At 69.0% G+C, this 17,971-nt stretch carries 19 protein-coding genes; 10 read left to right on the plus strand and 9 right to left on the minus strand.

What is annotated here, in order from left to right:
* Positions 1 to 18 precede the first annotated feature (18 nt).
* On the plus strand, positions 19 to 477 hold the full coding sequence (locus FZP69_RS13050; RefSeq protein WP_152041849.1) for a hypothetical protein: 459 nt from the start codon (positions 19 to 21) through the stop codon (positions 475 to 477).
* 238 nt (positions 478 to 715) lie between these two features.
* Here the strand turns inward: FZP69_RS13050 and FZP69_RS13055 are convergent, their stop codons facing one another.
* Both FZP69_RS13055 and FZP69_RS13060 read right to left on the minus strand, forming a co-directional pair.
* Entirely contained in the window at positions 716 to 2,977 is a 2,262-nt protein-coding gene (locus tag FZP69_RS13055) for a CDC48 family AAA ATPase (protein ID WP_152041850.1), read from the minus strand.
* 41 nt (positions 2,978 to 3,018) lie between these two features.
* Entirely contained in the window at positions 3,019 to 3,267 is a 249-nt protein-coding gene (locus tag FZP69_RS13060; protein ID WP_152041851.1) for a DUF7127 family protein, read from the minus strand.
* Between the two features lie 173 nt (positions 3,268 to 3,440).
* On the opposite strand from FZP69_RS13060, the gene FZP69_RS13065 reads away from it, so the two are divergent.
* The 5 genes from FZP69_RS13065 (at position 3,441) to FZP69_RS13085 (ending at position 7,392) form a co-directional block, all read left to right on the plus strand.
* A complete protein-coding gene (locus tag FZP69_RS13065; protein ID WP_152041852.1) occupies positions 3,441 to 4,211 on the plus strand; it encodes an alpha/beta fold hydrolase in 771 nt (256 codons plus the stop codon).
* 137 nt (positions 4,212 to 4,348) lie between these two features.
* Positions 4,349 to 4,852, plus strand: coding sequence for a type IV pilin (locus FZP69_RS13070; protein WP_152041853.1), 504 nt, complete (start codon positions 4,349 to 4,351; stop codon positions 4,850 to 4,852).
* Positions 4,853 to 4,910: 58 nt separating this feature from the next.
* Positions 4,911 to 5,159, plus strand: coding sequence for a DUF5822 domain-containing protein (locus tag FZP69_RS13075; protein ID WP_152041854.1), 249 nt, complete (start codon positions 4,911 to 4,913; stop codon positions 5,157 to 5,159).
* A gap of 73 nt (positions 5,160 to 5,232) precedes the next feature.
* Entirely contained in the window at positions 5,233 to 6,075 is an 843-nt protein-coding gene (locus FZP69_RS13080; RefSeq protein ID WP_152041855.1) for a translation initiation factor eIF-2B, read from the plus strand.
* Positions 6,076 to 6,501: 426 nt separating this feature from the next.
* Positions 6,502 to 7,392, plus strand: a complete 891-nt coding sequence (locus FZP69_RS13085; protein ID WP_152043377.1) for an eCIS core domain-containing protein — start codon at positions 6,502 to 6,504, stop codon at positions 7,390 to 7,392.
* Positions 7,393 to 7,446: 54 nt separating this feature from the next.
* Here the strand turns inward: FZP69_RS13085 and FZP69_RS13090 are convergent, their stop codons facing one another.
* From FZP69_RS13090 to FZP69_RS13100, 3 genes are all read right to left on the minus strand, one after another.
* Entirely contained in the window at positions 7,447 to 8,571 is a 1,125-nt protein-coding gene (locus FZP69_RS13090) for a Gfo/Idh/MocA family protein (protein WP_152041856.1), read from the minus strand.
* Complete coding sequence (locus FZP69_RS13095) at positions 8,571 to 9,539, minus strand: sugar phosphate isomerase/epimerase family protein (RefSeq protein WP_152041857.1); 969 nt, start codon at positions 9,537 to 9,539, stop codon at positions 8,571 to 8,573. The genes FZP69_RS13090 and FZP69_RS13095 overlap by 1 nt, the downstream gene beginning before the upstream one ends.
* 94 nt (positions 9,540 to 9,633) lie before the next feature.
* Complete coding sequence (locus FZP69_RS13100) at positions 9,634 to 10,110, minus strand: GNAT family N-acetyltransferase (RefSeq protein ID WP_152041858.1); 477 nt, start codon at positions 10,108 to 10,110, stop codon at positions 9,634 to 9,636.
* Between the two features lie 130 nt (positions 10,111 to 10,240).
* Here FZP69_RS13100 and FZP69_RS13105 point away from each other — a divergent pair, with 130 nt between their 5' ends.
* From FZP69_RS13105 to FZP69_RS13120, 4 genes are all read left to right on the plus strand, one after another.
* On the plus strand, positions 10,241 to 11,317 hold the full coding sequence (locus FZP69_RS13105; protein ID WP_152041859.1) for a DUF502 domain-containing protein: 1,077 nt from the start codon (positions 10,241 to 10,243) through the stop codon (positions 11,315 to 11,317).
* Positions 11,314 to 11,760 (plus strand): archease, encoded by a 447-nt coding sequence (locus tag FZP69_RS13110; RefSeq protein WP_152041860.1) that lies wholly within the window; start codon positions 11,314 to 11,316, stop codon positions 11,758 to 11,760. Before FZP69_RS13105 ends, FZP69_RS13110 begins: the two co-directional genes overlap by 4 nt.
* Positions 11,761 to 11,826: 66 nt before the next feature.
* The gene (locus FZP69_RS13115) at positions 11,827 to 12,942 is read left to right on the plus strand and encodes a DoxX family protein (RefSeq protein ID WP_152041861.1); all 1,116 of its coding nucleotides are present in this window, start codon (positions 11,827 to 11,829) and stop codon (positions 12,940 to 12,942) included.
* 91 nt (positions 12,943 to 13,033) lie between these two features.
* Positions 13,034 to 14,539 carry an RtcB family protein gene (locus FZP69_RS13120; protein ID WP_152041862.1) on the plus strand — a complete coding sequence of 502 codons (1,506 nt, stop codon included), beginning with the start codon at positions 13,034 to 13,036 and terminating at the stop codon, positions 14,537 to 14,539.
* A 280-nt stretch (positions 14,540 to 14,819) separates the two neighbouring features.
* Here FZP69_RS13120 and FZP69_RS13125 read toward each other — a convergent pair whose 3' ends face one another.
* The 4 genes from FZP69_RS13125 to FZP69_RS13140 all read right to left on the minus strand — a co-directional run bounded on the left by FZP69_RS13125 (position 14,820) and on the right by FZP69_RS13140 (position 17,913).
* Complete coding sequence (locus tag FZP69_RS13125) at positions 14,820 to 15,185, minus strand: hypothetical protein (RefSeq protein WP_152041863.1); 366 nt, start codon at positions 15,183 to 15,185, stop codon at positions 14,820 to 14,822.
* Positions 15,186 to 15,285: 100 nt separating this feature from the next.
* On the minus strand, positions 15,286 to 15,861 hold the full coding sequence (locus FZP69_RS13130) for an HAD family hydrolase (protein ID WP_152041864.1): 576 nt from the start codon (positions 15,859 to 15,861) through the stop codon (positions 15,286 to 15,288).
* 99 nt (positions 15,862 to 15,960) lie between these two features.
* Positions 15,961 to 17,100: an acyl-CoA dehydrogenase family protein gene (locus tag FZP69_RS13135; protein WP_152041865.1), complete on the minus strand. Its 1,140-nt coding sequence runs from the start codon at positions 17,098 to 17,100 to the stop codon at positions 15,961 to 15,963.
* Positions 17,101 to 17,193: 93 nt separating this feature from the next.
* Complete coding sequence (locus tag FZP69_RS13140) at positions 17,194 to 17,913, minus strand: alpha/beta fold hydrolase (RefSeq protein ID WP_152041866.1); 720 nt, start codon at positions 17,911 to 17,913, stop codon at positions 17,194 to 17,196.
* Positions 17,914 to 17,971 lie beyond the last annotated feature (58 nt).

A 17,971-nucleotide genomic window follows, 5' to 3' on the forward strand; every position in this document is an offset into this window, starting at 1 on the left:
GCGGTGAAGTAGCGAACCGTGCGCGGACGAGAGGAGAAACGAGAGACCGAGCCGGTAACTGCGACGTGGACGCGCCGTCGAGTGCTCGCGTCGGCCAGTGTCGGCACCGCGACCGTGCTCGCCGGCTGTTCGACGATCGGGGAGAGCGCGACCCCGACGCCCGTCGCTGAAGCGACCGTCACGGTCAGAATCAGTAACCGCGACGGCGTCGAGCGACCGTACGAGGTCGTCGTCAGGCAAGGGTCGAGCGTGACGAACGAGTTCTCCGGTGTGCTGCCCGCGGATCCGGAACAGTCGGTGGAGATGGTGGCGACGTTCCGAGCGTCGGCCGAACAGCACCAGGTGACGGTCAGCACCGACGCGGGACAGGTGGGGCGAACGTGGGAACCGTCCGAGTGTCCCGACTTCGTCGTCGACGTGTCCGTCGAGAACGGACGGCCGGCGTTCGAGACGGAGTGTCGGGGCGCATCGACGTGAGCGCGTGACGGTGTCGGACGTGCGGAGCAAGTCGGGACGAACGCGCGGAGGGTCATAGGAGTCGTAGAGTCAGCCAGCGACTCACCGGGGAGGCACGGACGCGTCGACGTCGGACGGGTGTGGGTGCGTCGATTCACCGGCCTCACTCGCGTCGCTCGCTCGGCCGCGGCTGTTCTGATGAACCTCTTTTACAGTGGTTCGAGCGAGTGGAGCGGGCGAGAACCCGAAGAGAAGGGTTCTACTGGAACGTCCGGCTGACCTCGGTCTGGCCGTCGCGTTCGACCTCGCTCTTCTGGAAGCGCTCTTCGATCTCCTCGTAGCGCCGCCGGGTCTCCTGGGTCACGGATGGAGTGACCTCCTCGAGCGCCTGCTCGAAGTGGTCCATCGTGATGCGGACGTTGCCGACCGACTCGCCCACCTCCTCTCTCGACACCGAGTGGATGAACTCGCGGGAGGCGGTCATCGCGGCCTCGCGGGCGACGGCCTCGATGTCCGCGCCGACGTAGCCCTCGGTCTTGCGGGCGAGCGAGTCGAGGTCGACGTCGTCGGCGAGCGGCTTGTTCCGCGTGTGGACGTCGAAGATCGCTCTCCGGGCCGCCTCGTCGGGGACGGGGACGTGGACGTGTCTGTCCAGCCGCCCCGGCCGCAGGAGTGCGGAGTCAATCAGATCTGGGCGGTTCGAGGTGGCGATCACCACGACGTCCTCGAGCGCCTCGAGCCCGTCGAGTTCCGTCAGGAGCTGCGACACCACCCGCTCGGAGACGCCGGAGTCGCCGCTGTTGCGGCCACGCTCGGTGGCGATCGAGTCGATCTCGTCGAAGAAGACGACCGTGGGCGCGTTGCCGCGGGCCTTCTTGAAGATCTCCCGGACGCCCTTCTCGGACTCCCCGACGTACTTGTTCAGCAGTTCGGGACCCTTGATCGAGATGAAGTTCGAGTCGGCCTCGTTGGCGACGGCTTTCGCGAGCAGGGTCTTCCCGGTGCCCGGCGGACCGTAGAGCATGACGCCCTTGGCGGCCTCCATGTCCAGCTGGGTGAACACCTCGGGGTACTCCAGCGGCCACTGGATGGTCTCGCGGAGCCGTTCTTTGGTGTCCTCGAGCCCGCCGACGTCCTCCCAGGTGACGTCGGGCACCTCGACGAACACTTCCCTGAGTGCCGAGGGCTCGATCCCCTTCAGCGCCTCCTTGAAGTCGTCGAGGGTGACCTGCAGGCGTTCGAGCACCTCGGCGTCGATCTCCTCGGCCTCGAGGTCGAGTTCGGGCCGGATGCGCCGGAGGGCGTTCATCGCCGACTCCTTGGCGAGCGACTCGAGGTCGGCACCGACGAAGCCGTGGGTGTTGTCGGCGAACTCGTCGAGGTCGACGCCGTCGGCGAGCGGCATGTTCCGCGTGTGGACCTGGAGGATCTCCTTACGGCCCTCACGGTCGGGGACGCCGATCTCGATCTCGCGGTCGAACCGCCCGCCCCGCCGGAGTGCGGGGTCGATGGCGTCGACGCGGTTGGTCGCGCCGATCACCACGACCTGCCCGCGCGATTCGAGCCCGTCCATCAGGCTCAGGAGCTGCGCGACGACGCGACGCTCGACGTCGCCGGAGGTCTCCTCGCGCTTGGGCGCGATCGAGTCGAGTTCGTCCATGAAGACGATGGCGGGGGCGTCCTCCTCCGCCTCCTCGAAGATCTCTCGCAACTGCTCTTCGGACTCCCCGTAGTACTTCGACATGATCTCGGGGCCCGAGATGGTGTGGAAGGAGGCGTCGATCTCGTTGGCGACGGCCTTCGCGATCAGCGTCTTGCCCGTCCCGGGGGGACCGTGCAGCAGGACGCCCTTCGGCGGCTCGATGCCCAGCCGCGAGAACAGCTCGGGGTGGCGCATCGGCAGCTCGATCATCTCCCGGACCTGTTCGAGTTCGCGGTCAAGGCCCCCGATGTCCTCGTAGGTGATCGTGGGGCCCTCGTCGCCGCCGGTCGAGGTCTCGCGGATCTGTTCGGCGGGCTTCTGTGAGATCTGGACGTCCGTCGAGTCGCTGACGACGACCGTTCCCGACGGCTGGGTGGAGGCCACACGCAGGGGGACCGTCTGGTTCGACGACGTCATGAAGCCGAAGCCGAGCGGCAGCTGGATCGTCTGTCCTTTCGTCACGGGCTGTCCCGCGAGCTTGTCGCGGATGTACGTCCCGATGTTGCCGCCGATACGGAGGTTCTGCGGGAGGGCGACCGTCACCCGGGAGGCGGGTTTGACGTCCGCCTTCTCGACCTCGACGCGGTCGTCGATGCCGACGTTGGCCTGCTGGCGGAGTCGCCCGTCGATCCGGATGACGCCGCTGCCGTGATCCTCGGGGTAGCCGGGCCAGACGCGGGCGATCGTCGAGCCGTTCTGACCCTTCAGGCGGATGAAGTCCCCGCCTTCGAGTCCGAGCTCTTCGGCGGCCTGCCTGTCGATCGCCGCGAGGCCACGCCCCGCGTCCTTCTGCTTCAGGGGTCTGACGATGAGTTTCATGATGAGATGTGTGTGAACGTTGTGGTGGAGGGCCGGTAAACTTACTTCGGGACCGTGATCGTGAGGATCCCGTTCTGGACGGCGACGTCCGCGTCGGTCCCGGGGAGTTCGAACTCCGTCTCGGAGACGCGGTCGCCGGCGTCGACCACGACGATGGCCGTCGTTCCGACGACGTCGACGTCGACGTCGTCGCCGGAGACGCCGACGTCGGCGGCGATCACCCAGCTGTCGTCGTACTCGTAGCGGCGCAGGAAGCGGTCGTTAGCGCCGGCGAACTGTTGGGTACTCATATTACAACTAACCACAAGTTAGTCAGTTAAATATATAAATCTGTTGGTGGCGAATCGAAGGATGGCGACGGAGTCCGTCGGAACTGGTCGTGTTGCGGTTCCGCCGTGCGACCCCGGATCGCGAGACGGAGACACACGGGGACTTTATTTCACCGTGCCCGAGAGAGTGCGGTATGGAACAGCTCACACACCACGGACGGGCCACGGTGTACCGGCACCGCAGTGGTACGGCAGAAGGTCCCGGGTTGCTCTGCATCCACGGCAGCGGGGGGGCACACACCGTCTGGCGCGGCCAGTTCCGACTCGCAGACGCGACACCGGTCACCGCGATCGACCTGAGCGGCCACGGGGAGAGCGACGACGTCGGCGCGGAACCGGGGTTCGAGACGCTGGCAGCGTACGCCGACGACGTCGTCGCGGTCGCCGAAGCCGTCGACGCGCGCGTGCTCGTCGGCAACTCCCTCGGTGGGGCGGTCGCGCTCACGGTCGCGATCGAACGCGATCTCGACCTCGACGGACTGGTGCTCACGGGCACGGGTGCACGGCTCGCCGTCCTCGACGACCTCCTCGAGTGGCTGGACCACGACTTCGACCGCGCCGTCGACTTCCTCCACGCACCCGACCGACTCTTCCACGACCCCGACGAGGCGCTCGTGGCGGCGTCGACCGAGACGATGACCGACGTCGGCCGCGTGGTCACTCGCCGCGACTTTCGGACCTGCCACGGCTTCGACGTTCGCGACCGTCTCGGCGAGGTGACCACTCCCGCCGTCGCCGTCGTCGGCGAGCACGACGTGCTCACGCCGCCGTGGTACCACGAGTTCCTCGCCGACGAACTCCCGTCGTGTGCGTACGCCGAGGTCGCGGACGCGGCTCACCTGGCGATGCTCGAGCGACCCGAGCCGTTCAACGACGTCGTCCGGCGCTTTCTCGACGGCCTGTAGGCCACGCACGTCCCTCGCAGGACCACGTCGCTTTGGTCCTGACCGTCCGACCCGAGTCCAGCCCGTGGGGGCAGAATCAGATCTGATATTCTCTCGGCACAGTTATTCTTCTTCTCCAGAATTATCCGCACGAGCAGATGGTACTCTCTCGCCCCTCCACCCGCGCGGTCTCGCCGGCGATCGGCGTCGTCCTCCTGGTCGCCATCGTCGTGGTGCTCGCGGCGACGATCGCGGCGCTGGCGATGGGGTTCGAGTCGACGCTCCGCGCGCCGGAACACCCCGTCGCGTTCGACACCGACTGGGTCGCGGACGGGACCGGAAACGGCGTGAACGGCGCGTACGTCAACGTCACGTTCGCCGGCGGGGAGGCGATCGACCAGGACCGGGTCGTCGTCGTGGACGACTACGGCAACCGTGTGACGTGGGGGACGGTCTGGACCACGCCCGACAAGGAGGTCGTCGAGCCCGGGGACTACGTCCACCTGGACGGCGCGGGTAGCGACGGCCCGCTCAGGCAGATCTGCGAGGTCGGCGACTCGTACCGGATCGTCGTCGAGGACACGAACGGGCAGACCACGGTCGTGAGCGAGTTCGAGGCGAAGTCGCCGCCGACGGCAACGAACGGGGACTGCTCGCCCTGAGAGGGATGGCGGAGGAGCGAACCGACACGTCTTAACCGTCGCGGCCGCACCTCCGCCCGTGCAACCCGTCGAACGCTCGAACCCGGACGGCGTCGACTTCGGCTGGGTGATGCAGACGACGTTCGTCGTGACGATCCTCGTCGGCTCGCCGATCGTCGCGGCGCTGTCGACGACCACGACGCTGCCCACCTGGGGCGCACGCGCCGCGTTCGCCATCCGCGTCGGTGCCGTGATCTGGTTCATGACCGCCGTCGTCGTCTACCTCTACGCGCGACGGACGAACGCCGGTGACGGGGGCGTCGGGTGACCGGAGACGGACGGCGAACCGCCCGACTGACGCGCCCGAAGCCGTTTTCCCCCGACCGGTCGCACGTGAGGGTATGATCGACGAGACCATCGAGGAGATCCGAGAGATGCAGACCCACAGCTCCTCGGTCGTCGCAATCAAGGCGGCGCGCGCGCTCGGCGAACTCACCGAACGCGAGTACGTCACCATCGACGACTTCGAGCGTGCGCTCGAACACAACGCCGGCGCCCTCCGCCGCTCGAACCCCTCCCACGCCTCGCTCCACAACGCCATGCGGGGGATCCTCGATCGGGTGATCGGCGAGGCGACGACGGTCGAGGGGGGGATGTCCGCGCTCGACCAGGCGATCGAGACGGTCGTGACCGACATCACCGAGGGGAAACGCCGTGCGGCGGCGAACGCCGCGGAGACGTTCTCCGACGGTGAGACGTTCCTCACTCACGACTACTCATCGACGGTCATCGACGCGATCGAGACCGCCGCCGAGGAGATGACGTTCACGGCGTACGTCACGGAGGCGCGCCCCCGGTACCTCGGTCGCAAGACGGCCCGCGAACTCGCGGCGCTCGACGCCGTCGACACGCACCTGACCACCGACGGGGCCTGCGGGCACTTCCTCCCCGACTGTGACCGCGTCATCGTCGGGATGGACTGCATCGTCGAGGACACCCTCTACAACCGGATTGGGACGTTCCCGCTCGTCGTCACCGCCAACCGCCTCGACGTGCCGGTCACGGTCGTCGGGTCGGGCGCGAAGATCATCGACGAGTTCCGCTTCGAGAACGAGACCCGTCCCGCGACGGAGGTCATGCTCGAACCCGCCGAGGGGATCACCGTCGAGAACCCGGCGTACGACGCGACGCCCGTCGAGTTGCTCTCGTCGGTCATCACCGACGAGGGCGTGCAGACGGTCTGAACACGACAGTCTCGCTCCGTTCGACAGCCCGCACGTTTAACTCATCTACCGTCGTCTCTGAGCCGTGGTCACACGTCCCATATTCGAGGCGGATGGCAGGGGAGAGACGGCCAGGGATGGACACCGACACTGACCGACGAGAGAGGGAGAGACTGAACGATGATTCCGACGACGAAGCGGCGGGAGAAGGCGAACGCACGGGCGATGACACACCGGTCGACGAGAGCGCAGAGACGGTCCGAACGCACTCCTCGACGGATCACTGGCGACCGTGGCGATCACCCGGTACACCGACTCCAGCGAACGCGAGGTAACCAGACGGTACAGCGGCTCGTGAACGGAAACGGTGGGACGACGCTCGAGGTGAGTCGGCCGAACGACGCGTCCGAGCGCGAGGCCGAGCGGGTCGCCCGGACAGTCGTTCGGATGCCCGAAGCAGGGACATCCCCGGCGAACGGCACACGTGTCGCCGCTTCGCGGCGACGAGGCGGGCGGCTGTGTTCGCGTTGTCGGCACCGCCTCGAACGGGGTGAGTCACTGGACTGCCCGACGTGTGAACGAGCACTCCAGCGGTCTGACGACGCCTCGGCGTCCCGACCGGCCGGCGACACCGCGACACCGCGACGATCGGGACGCGCCGGTGGGCGTCCGCTCCCGACGTCGGTGCGGGCGTTCTTCGAGCCGCGGTTCGGAACGACGTTCGACGACGTCCGGATACACACCGACAGCCGAGCGGCGGCGGCGGCGCGAGCCGTACAGGCACGGGCGTTCACCGTCGGCCGCGACGTCGTCTTCGGCGCGGGAGCGTACGCGCCGGAGACGACGCGGGGACGGCGGCTCCTGGCCCACGAGCTGACGCACGTCGTACAGCAGTCCGGTGGCTCGGCGTCGCGGAGCGGACCGACAGTCGGTCGAACGCCTCTGGCGCTCCAGCGAACGACCGTGACCGTGAACGACGGCTGCCAGGGAACCGAGTCGGAGATCACCGCGGCCGTCGCCACCGCTCGGGCGGGGATCGGTCGGATCGCCGACGCCGACGCCCGGAGCTGTCTGCTGGAAGAGCTCAACGACGCCGATATCGTCTGCTCTGCTGGGGACGTCTGTGGGTCGACGCGGTACGTCGGGAGCAGGATCAACGTCCACCAGTGGGGGAGTGGGTGTCCGTCGCTCCCGGCGCTCCTGGTGCACGAGGCGGCGCACAAGTGCAAGCTCTTCTTCACCGAGACGTTCGCGGAGGCCTGCGAGAACGAAGCCTTCGGGGGGCGGGGTGCCACGTCCCCGCCCAGCGACGAGGCTGGCGGGACGTGTGAGCTGTGATCTGACCGTTTCGTCGCGAACGACAGAGGAACCGAGGGGCGGTCGCGTCCTACCTCAGTCGAGGTCGAGGTCGACCCACTCGCCCCGTTCGTCCGACCGTTCGATCGCGTCCAGCACCCGCTGAACCTCGTAGGCGTCGCCGAACGAGGGGTGGAACTCCTCGCCCGAGGCGACGGCCGACAGGAACTCGTAGTTCTCGTGGACGAACGTGTGCTCCCAGCCGAGGACGTGGCCCGGCGGCCACCAGTGGTCGACGTACGGGTCGGACTCGTCGGTCACGAGGATCGTCTCGTACCCCCGACCGTCCCCGGACTTGTACGCGAGTTCGTTCAGCCGTTCGAGCGAGAACCGGAGGCTCCCCTCAGAGCCGTGGATCTCGATGGTGTGGTCGTTCTTGTGGCCGGCGGCGAACCGCGACGCCTCGAACGAACCCACCGCGCCGTTGTCGAACGCCGCCTGCGCCGTGTAGGCGTCGTCGACGGTGACGGGCCGCGTCTCGCCCTCCGCGGTCTCGCGCTCGTCGACGAACGTCTGCAGGTGGCCCGAGACCCGAGTCAGGTCGCCCGCAGCGTCGCCCACGAGGAAGCGCGCGAGGTCGATCGTGTGTGCGCCGAGGTCGCCGAGCGCACCACTGCCCGCGAGTTCCTTCGAGTTGCGCCACGACCAGGGCGCGTCGGGGTCGACCAGCCAGTCCTGGAGGTAGCGTCCCCGGACGTGGTGGATCTCGCCGAGTGCGCCCTCGTCGATCAGCTCCTTCGCGTAGCGGATCGCTGGGACGAACCGGTAGTTGAACGCACAGCCGGCGACCCCGTCCGCCTCAGCCGCGGCCTCGTGCATCGCGCGAGCCTCGTCGAGCGTCGGCGCGAGCGGCTTCTCGCAGAAGACGTGCGCCCCCGCCTCCAGCGCGGCGATCGACGGCTCGGCGTGGAGGTGGTTCGGCCCGAGGTTGTAGAAGACGTCCACCTCGTCGACGACCGCGCGCCAGTCGGTCTCGGTGTTCGCGAAGCCGAACCGATCGGCGGCGGCCGCGAGCGCCTCCTCGTCGCGGCCGACGATGGTGTGACGCTCGACGGCTGGCGCGTCGGGGAAGAACATCGGGAGGCGGGCGAGCGCGTTCGAGTGTGCCTTGCCCATGAACCGGTAGCCGAGCACGCCCACGGTGAGTGGTTCGTCCGTCATCACTCTGCCCAGTACGCCTCGCCCGGCTGCGTCTCGAACACTGCGCGCCCGAGCACGTCGACGGCCTTCTCCAGCCCCTCGCGCGAGGAGGTGAGCGAGTCCTCGTGCTCGATCGACAGCGCACCGTCGTAGCCGACCATCCGGAGCGTCGAGACGACGTCCTTCCAGTGCTCCTCGCCGTGGCCGTACCCCACGGTGCGGAAGAGCCACGACCGGTCGGGTTCCTCCGTGTAGTCGGTCGTGTCGAGGACGCCCTTCGTCCGCGCGTTCGCCTCGTACACTCTCGTGTCCTTGGCGTGGACGTGGTGGATGGCGTCGTGTTCGCCCAGGAGCCTGATCGCCTCGGTCACGTCGATCCCCTGCCAGTAGAGGTGCGAGGGGTCGAAGTTGGCACCGACCCGGTCGTTGGTCGCCTCCCTGAGCCGCAAGAGCGAGTGCGGCTCGTAGACGAGCATGTTGGGGTGCATCTCGATCGCGACGTCGACGCCGGCGTCGGCGGCGTGTTCGGCGAGCGACCCCCAGTAGTCGGTCGCGACCTCCCACTGGTAGTCGTGAGCGTCGGCGTGTTCGGTCGGCCACGGCGCGGTGATCCAGTTCGGCACCTCGTCGTTCGGTCCCCCCGCCGGCAGCCCCGAGAAACACGTCACGGTGTCGACACCGAGCGCGGCCGCCAGGTCGATCGCCTCGCGGAGTTCGGTGTCGGCCTCGGCGGCCGTCTCCTCGTCGGGGTGGAGCGGGTTGTTGTGGGTCGCCAGCGCGCTCACCCGGAGGTCGTGTTCGTCGAGCGTCGCGAGGAGGTCGGCCCGCGCGTCGGCGTCGTTGAGGAGCCTGCGCCGGTCGACGTGAGCCTCGCCGGGGAAGCCGCCGACGCCGAGTTCGACGGCGCCGACTCCCAGGCCGGCGAGGTACGCGAGGGCGTCGTCGAGCGGTTCGCCACCGAGCGGAACTGTGAGTACGCCTACATCCATGGTCCGGGCTACTCCCGAGCCGCGAATAAAAGTTCAGGTCGGAGCGGGGGCGACCACCAGCCGGAGACGCGTCGTGACGGAGCCGCCCGCAGGATCAGCGGCGCAAGAACTCCGAGAGCCGCTCCCGAAAGGAGGCGTCCTGTCCGAGGCGGAGGTAGTACGCGTCGCCCCCGTCCTCGTAGTAGTTGTCGATCCGGCGGCGGACCTCGAAGCCGACGTGTTCGTAAAACCGGAGGGCGTTGTCGTTGGTCGCTCGGGCGTGACAGGTGACGGAACTGTGGTTCTGCGCGACTTCGGCGACGAGCCGTCGGCCCAGCCCCTGCCCGCGTGCGTCGGGTGCGACGGCGAGAAACAGGACGTATCCGTCGCGGCGGACGGAGACGAAGCCGACGAGATCGTCGCCGTCGTAGAGGAGGTGCGTCGTCGACCGACGGTAGGCGTCGACGAAGAAGCCGCGGCGCTGCTTCAGGACGCCCTCGGCCCGCCGGATCCGCTCTTTGAGCGCCCACGCCTCCTCGACGTGCGTGGCATCGTTGGGCCCGTCGACCCGTTTCTCGATCGTGGCACTCACTGTCGTGTGGATAGACGACTATGGAATATAACTCCACCGTCACTCCGGCGGATTCGAAGGCTGTTCGGGGCACCAGTGGCACACTGAGCGCCCCGGAAGGCTTTGGTGTATCCCACGCACACCGTGTGGTATGTCGCAGTCGTCACGGGCGACGGGGCACACTCGCACCCTGATCGAGGTCGTCCGCGAGTCGCTCCTCACGGGCGTCGCCGTCGTCGTGCCCGTGCTGGTCACGGCGTTCGTCTTCGTCTTCCTGTTCAACACCCTCTACCGGTATCTCGCGCTCGTGTCGGGGCTGTTCCCGGTGTCGACGCGCGTCGCACTCGCACCCGGCGTGGTGCTCCCCGCCGAGTCGGTGATCGAGGTCGCGCTCCCGTTCGTCGTGCTCGGTGTCGTCTTCTGGGTGGGGTTCGTCGTGGATCGCTCACACCGCGGCGAGCGGGCGGTCGACTACTTCGACGACGTGTTCACGCGCGTCCCCGGCTTCGGATCGATCTACGAGAGCTTCCGGCAGATGTCGGACGTGGTGCTCTCGGGCGACACGGAGAGCTTCCGCGAGGTCAAGCTCGTCGAGTTCCCCCACGAGGGGTCGTACACGCTCGGCTTCGTCACGACCGAGACGCCAGACGCCCTCGCCGACCCGACTCCGCACGACGAGATGGTGACCATGTTCCTCCCGATGGCTCCGAACCCGGTGATGGGCGGCCACCTCGTCCACCTCCCGACCGAGCGGGTGATGGACGTCGACCTCACGGTCGAGGAGGGGGTCCAGACGGTCGTCACGAGCGGGGTCGCCATCGCCGACTCCGGCCTCGAGAGCGGCCTCTCGGGCGAGGAGATCCGTCGTCTCGCCGACGCCGAGGCGGTCGACCGGCGGAGCGACCCGGCCGCGGCGGTCGCACACGAGAGAGACGCGTCCGCACCGACGGACCGAACCACGCGGTACGACGCGGCCGTCGACCCCGAGTTCGCTGGTCGCCCCCGGGACATCGCCGAACGCGAGCGCGACGACGAGACACCCGACACGGACCGTCCCGCACATGAGGCCGACCGCGCACCCGAGGCACGCGACGAGACCGAGGGACGGCCGGCCGAACTCGCGGACCGTGCGCTCGACGCGCGTGCGGAGACGGACGACCGCCCGGCGGCGGTCGACCGGCGGTCGGTGGACGCCGAACGGTCGGACCGTCGGGAGGGACGCGAGTGAGCTTCCGCCTCCGCGACCACACGGCCGACGTCGCGGTCGAGGCCACGGCCGAGACGCTCTCGGGGGTCTTCGCCGCCGTCGCCGACGGACTGACCGCGGCGATGTGCGACGACGTGCCGCCCGCTGACGGCGCCGAGGAGACCGTGACGTTCACCGTCGAGGCGGAGTCCCGCGAGGCGCTTCTGTTCGACTACCTCGACCAGCTCATCTACGAACGCGACGTCCGCGAGGTGCTCCCGGCCGACAACGAGGCGACCGTCTCCGTCGACGGCGACGTCGACGACGCTGGAGTCGACGGCGATCGGTGGCGCGTCGAGGGGCGTGCCCGTGGCGTCCCCCTCGACCGCGTCGACGCCCGGGAGATCAAGGCGGTGACGTACTCGGAGATGCGCCTCGAGGAGAGGGGCAACAGGTGGGAGGCGTACGTCGTCTTCGACGTCTGAACGACCCGCCACGGCGGGCCCGACCGAACCGCTTAGGCCCGCTCAGAACTTACTCGGGAGAGAGTCATGACGTTCGCCAGACGCTCCTGCTCGGCGGTGACGGCCGTGGTGTCGACACTGGTGCTCGTTGCGGCGACCGCAGGTCCGGCCCGCGCTCACGTCCAGTACGTCACGCCGGGCGGTGACGCGGTCGACGCCTTCGATTTCTTCCTCGCGACGCTCGCGGACCCGCTGAACGCGGGGCTCCTCGGTGGGGGGGCCGCCGTCGGTGCCGTCGGACTGCTCGCGTATCTCCGCGTCCGGCCGGTCCGTCGCGACGTCCTCCGCCTGCGTGAACTCCTCGCGGGCTACGGGGACCTCCTGCCGTGGCTGCTCCGGCTGAGCGTCGGCCTCCCGCTCGTCGGGGCGGGCTTCAACGGCTACCTCTTCACCCCGGTGTTCGCGCCGGCCTCGCCCGCCGTCCGCCTCTTCGGGATTACGGTCGGCTTCCTCCTCCTGTTCGGCTTCGGGACCCGCCTGGTGGCCGCGTTCGGACTCCTCGTCTACGGCTGGGCGCTCGCGCAGTCGCCCGCCCTCCTCCTCGCGTTCGAGTACGTCCCCGGCTTCCTCGCCATCGCACTCGTCGGCGGCGGCCGGCCGAGTGCCGACCAGATCGTCGCCCGCATGGCCGCCGACGAGCGGACGCTCTACTCGCAGATCGACCCGTTCTACCGCCGCGTCGCGGTGCCGTTCGTCGAGCGCGTCGACGACTACCGCGAGTACGTCCCGCTGGTCCTCCGCGCCGGTATGGGGGTGGCGTTCGTCTACCTCGGCGTCGTCCAGAAGCTCGCCAACCCCGGCGACTCGCTGGCGGTCGTCGCCAAGTACGACCTGACGGCCGTGGTCCCGGTCGACCCCGCGCTCTGGGTGGTCGGCGCGGGCCTGACCGAGACGGCCGTCGGGATGGCGCTCCTCGCGGGCGTCTTCGTCCGCCTCTTCTCGGGCGTGGCGTTCGTCCTCCTGACGACGACGCTGTTCGGCCTCCCCGACGATCCCGTCGTCGCCCACATCTCCGTGTTCGGCCTCGTGAGCGCGCTGCTCGTCACCGGGGCAGGACCGCTGTCGTTCGACGCGTGGGCCGCGAAGGAGGTCCCCGACTCGGTCCCCGAGCCGCTGGAGGAGTCGACCAGCACCGCGGACTGACGTCGGGGCCGCCGGCGAGTCCACGAGCGTCGCGCGAGGGTCGCCCGCCGGGAGGGGAACCCTTTCCACCGAACGCGTCGTTGGTCGGCGTATGACCACACGCCAGTTCGGCGACGTCACGCTCGAACAGGTCTCCGAGTACGTCTGGGAACTCCCCAGAACGGGGGAGATGCGCGTTCCCGCGCGCGTCTTCGCCAGCGAGGCGCTCCTCGAACAGATCGGCGACGACAAGACGCTCTCGCAACTCAGGAACGCGACCCACCTCCCCGGCATCGCGGACTACGCCGTCTGCATGCCCGACGGCCACCAGGGCTACGGCTTCCCTGTCGGCGGCGTCGGCGCCACCGACGTCGAGACGGGGTGTATCTCACCCGGGTCTGTCGGATATGATATAAATTGTGGCGTGAGAATGCTGAAGACCGATATGTCGTACGCCGACGTCCAGGGGCGCGAACAGGAACTCGTCGACGCACTGTTCGACGCCATCCCCTCGGGGCTGGGCGGTGGCGGCGTCGTCGAGACCTCCACCGACGTGGTCGAGTCCGTCCTCGAACGGGGTGTCGACTGGGCCGTCGAGGAGGGGTACGCCGTCCGGGAGGACATGACCCACTGCGAGGACGAAGGGTTCAGACCCGAGGCCGACGCCGACGCCGTCTCGAAGAAGGCCAAGGACCGCGGGAAGAACCAGCTCGGCTCGCTCGGCTCGGGCAACCACTTCCTCGAGGTCCAGCGCGTCACCGACGTCTTCCGCGACGACGTCGCCGACGCCTACGGCCTCTCGGAAGGGCAGATCGTCGTCCTGATCCACTGCGGCTCCCGTGGGCTGGGCCACCAGACGTGTACGGACTACCTCCGCCGCATCGAACGGGAACACGCCGACCTGCTCGCGGAGCTACCCGACAAGGAACTCGCGGCCGCGCCCGCGGGCTCGGACCTCGCCGAGGAGTACTACCGCGCGATGTGCGCCTGCATCAACTTCGCGTGGGTGAACCGCCAGCTCATCACCCACCGCACCCGCGAGGTGTTCGCCGACGTGTTCGGGACGCCGTGGGAGGAGCTGGGGATGGACCTGCTGTACGACGTCGCGCACAACATCGCGAAGAAGGAGGTCCACGAGGTGGCGGTCGACGCCGACGGCCACCCCACGGGCTACGACGCGGGCGTCGATCGCGAGGAACGCGAACTGTACGTCCACCGCAAGGGGGCCACGCGGGCGTTCCCGGCCGGCCGTCCCGAGGTGCCGTCGGCGTACCGCGACGTGGGACAGCCGGTGATCATCCCCGGGAGCATGGGCGCGGGGTCGTACGTGCTGCGCGGGGGCGAAAAGTCGCTGGAGCGCTCGTTCGGCTCGACCGCCCACGGTGCGGGCCGGCTGATGAGCCGAACTCAGGCCAAAAAGGAGTTCTGGGGCGGGGACGTGCAGTCGGACCTCCGCGAGGGCCAGCAGATCTACGTGAAGGCACAGTCGGGCGCGACCGTCGCCGAGGAAGCGCCGGGCGTCTACAAGGACGTCGACGAGGTCGTCCGCGTCTCGGACGAACTCGGCATCGGCGAGACCGTCGTCCGGACGTTCCCCGTCTGTAACATCAAGGGCTGACCGCCGGTCAAAGGAGCGACGGTCGTTCCAACGTGCTGGGAACTGCCACGACTCGTTTTTTCTCCCGGCCACCTACCCACGAGTGCGGGCGACGATCCGTTCGTCGCTGCACGTCGGGCGTGCACGGGGGACGCGACGGGCGGAGGCGCGCCCCACGCGACCCATCCGCCCCGCCATCGGGAGTCACCTACCAGCCGTCTATCGTTCCACGGGCGGCGGGGTCGCGACGGTCTCGGTGTCCGGTCGTCTCTCGGCGTTGCGAGGGAGCGAGGTGGGCCAGTCAGCGGGGTCCAGGGCCCGACGGCCCCTGGGGACCTCGCGGACCGGCGCTCTCGCTCAGTTCGACGTACTCGGCAGGTCGTCGTGGATCGAGTTCTTCCCCCTCGTCGTACCTGACGAAGCTCAGGTAGAACGGCTCCCCACAGCCTTCCTCGCCGTCTTTCAGGGTGCCGTCCTCGCCGCAGACGAACCGGACGCCGTCGGCGGACTCGTACGCCTCGTCGGGAGTGGCGTACGTCCACCCCTCGAACGGGTACGGCGTGACGGCCTTGTCCGCGAGGTACGCGTCGCGTTCGAGCTCCACCAGCGCCTCGCAGTGGGGGCAGTAGTACGTGACCGTGACGGTCGCGCTCTCGTCGTCGCTCATCGCCGGACGTAGGGAGTCTGAACGGATAAGCGGCCCGTCGTCGGATGGGAGACCACGACGCTCGCGTAGGGGAGGCCCGTGGTGGGTGGCTCACGGTCGGTCATTCGGTTCGGAACGACTCGACCGACCGGTACGCTACCCCGGCGCGCTCGGCGGTCGTCCGGTCCCGCGGGGAGTCGCCGACGAACACCGCCCCCTCGGGATCGACGCCGATGGCGTGGAGCGTCGCCAGGAGCGGTTCGGGGTCGGGTTTGCGCGTCGCGACCGTGTCCCGGCCGACGACCGCGTCCACCCACTCGGTCAGATCGTGCGTCTCCAGCGCGACCCGGACGCTCGCCTCGCAGTTGAGCGAGCAGACGCCCACCGGTACCGCGTGGGTGTCGAGTCGATCCGCGAGCGGGAGGCGGGTGGAGTTGCGCGCGCCGGTGCGTTCGTGCTCGCCGATGACGGCCTCGACCTCCGCTCTCAGGTCGTGTTCGTCGGCCAGGTCGAGCATCGCCCAGAGGTCGTGGTCGCTCGCGTCCACCCTGTGTTCCCGGAAACGGGCGGCGACGTCGTGGGCGACGGCGTCCCAGTCGACGAGGAGTCGGACGAGCGTCCCGTCGAGATCGTAGACGATCCCGTCGAACGAGTCGAGCGGTGGGGTGGCGGGGTCGGTGTCGAGGGCGTCGGTCACTACCCCGTCCGAGGCCCGACACCGAAAAGAGCGCTTCGCTCCCACCGCGTGTCGCCGGGTCGCGGTCGAGCCGTCGGACGACCGGACTCGTCGCACCGCTCAGTCGACGACGTCGCGCGCGACGATCTCCTTCTGAATCTGGGAGGTCCCCTCGTAGATGGTGAGGATCTTCGCGTCACGGTAGAAGCGTTCGACGGGGAACTCGGTGGTGTAGCCGTACCCGCCGTGGACCTGGACGGCCTCGTTGCAGACCTCGACGGCGCGTTCGCTCGCGAAGTACTTCGCCATCGACGCGGCGGTCCGGGGGTCCGCGCCGGCGTCGGCCTGCCTCGCAGCCTCGTGGACGAGCAGCCGCGAGGCGTGGACGTTCGTCGCCATGTCGGCGAGTTTGTGTCTGATCGACTGGATGTCGGCGATCGGTCCGTCGAACTGCTCGCGGTCGTTGGCGTACGCGACCGCCTCGTCGAGCGCGGCCTGCGAGAGGCCGACCGCCTGCGCCGCGATACCGATCCGTCCCCCGGTGAGGATCCTGAACGCGGCCGAGAGCCCGCGTCCCTCCTCGGTGAGGCGGTTCTCCGCGGGGATCCGCACGCCGTCGAACCGCAGTTCGGTGGTGTCCGACGCGCGGAGGCCGAGCTTGTGTTCCTTCTTTCCCACCTCGATGCCCGCCGACTTCGGGACGAGGAACTGCGTGACCGACGCGGGGTCGTCGGGGTCGGTCTTGGCGAAGACGATACACACCTCCCCTCGCTGCCCGTTGGTGATCCACTGCTTCTCGCCCTGGATGACGTACTCGTCGCCTTCGCGCCGCGCGACCGTGGTCATCTCCGCCGGGTTCGACCCCGCCCCGGCTTCCGAGAGCGCGAACATCCCCACGGGTCTCCCACGAGCCATCTCGGGGAGATAGCGCTCTTTGAGGTCGTCGGTCGCGAACTCCGCGATACACGACGTCGCCAGACAGTGGACCGACAGCGCGGTCGCCACCGCGAGCTGGCCGTACGCCACCGCCTCGTTCACGACGCTGTAGGTGAGCCGGTCGGCGTCGAACCCGCCGTACGCCTCGGGCGTCGTGAGCCCCGTGAGATCCAGGTCGGCGAGGCCGTCCCAGACGTCCTCGGGGAACGTCTCCGTCGCGTCCGCCTCCCGCGCGCCCGGACGGATCTCCTCGACGGCGAACTCGTGGACGACGTCCCGGACGGCCCGCTGTTCCTCCGAGAGCGACCCCGACGCTAGTGCCATGCTCGCTCAACGCGACCCGCCGAGGAAAAACCTGCGCCCGACCCCGACGACGGGCGGCCCAGCCCCGACTCGCGAGCGCGCGGTGGCCGCCCGTCAGTCGGCCGCGAGCCAGTCGAACAGCCCCCATCGCATCCGTCTCTCGGCCGACTCGGAGAAGACGTGTCCCTCCCCCGCGAACGTCCGGAGCGTGACGTCGGTGTCGAGCGCGCCCGTCGCCGCGAGGCTGTCGTCGAGCGGGACGGTCTCGTCGTCCCGGCCGTGGAACAGCGCGACGGGAACGTCGAGTTCCGACGCGACTGCCTCGAACGGGTAGTCGTCGAGTGCGTCGAAGAACCGCCGGTCGATCGCGTCTCCGGTGTCGTACTGGAACGTGCCGGCCTCGTCGACGACGGCCCGCACGTCGTCGAACGCCCGGTTGAACGTGACCGGCGCGCGCCCGGCCACTCGTCGCACGCGGTCGTCGCCGACGGCCGCGTGCAACGCCACCTTCGCACCGAAACTCGAGCCGAACAGGACGTACGTCCCGACCTCGAACCGGGCGTCGAAGTGGTCGAGCACGGCCCGGAGATCCTCGATCCGCGACCGGAGCGTCGACGCGACGAACGGTCCGTCGGACTCGCCACACCCCCGGCAGTCGAATCGCACGGCGTTGTATCCCTCCTCGACGGCCCGCTCGGACCGGGATTCGTAGCTGCCCGCCTTGTCGCTCAGGAGTCCGTGACACCACACCAGCCACTCGTCCGACGGGGCCGGGTGGTGGACGGCGACGACGTCCTGATCCGAGTCGACCGTGACGACGTGTCTGGTGGGCATGTGGGAGTCATCGGTGGGTTTGGTCGGTGGTAGTATGACGCTTTACCTCGCCGAACCG

Source organism: Salinigranum salinum (genome assembly GCF_009176545.1).
Taxonomy (GTDB): domain Archaea; phylum Halobacteriota; class Halobacteria; order Halobacteriales; family Haloferacaceae; genus Salinigranum; species Salinigranum salinum.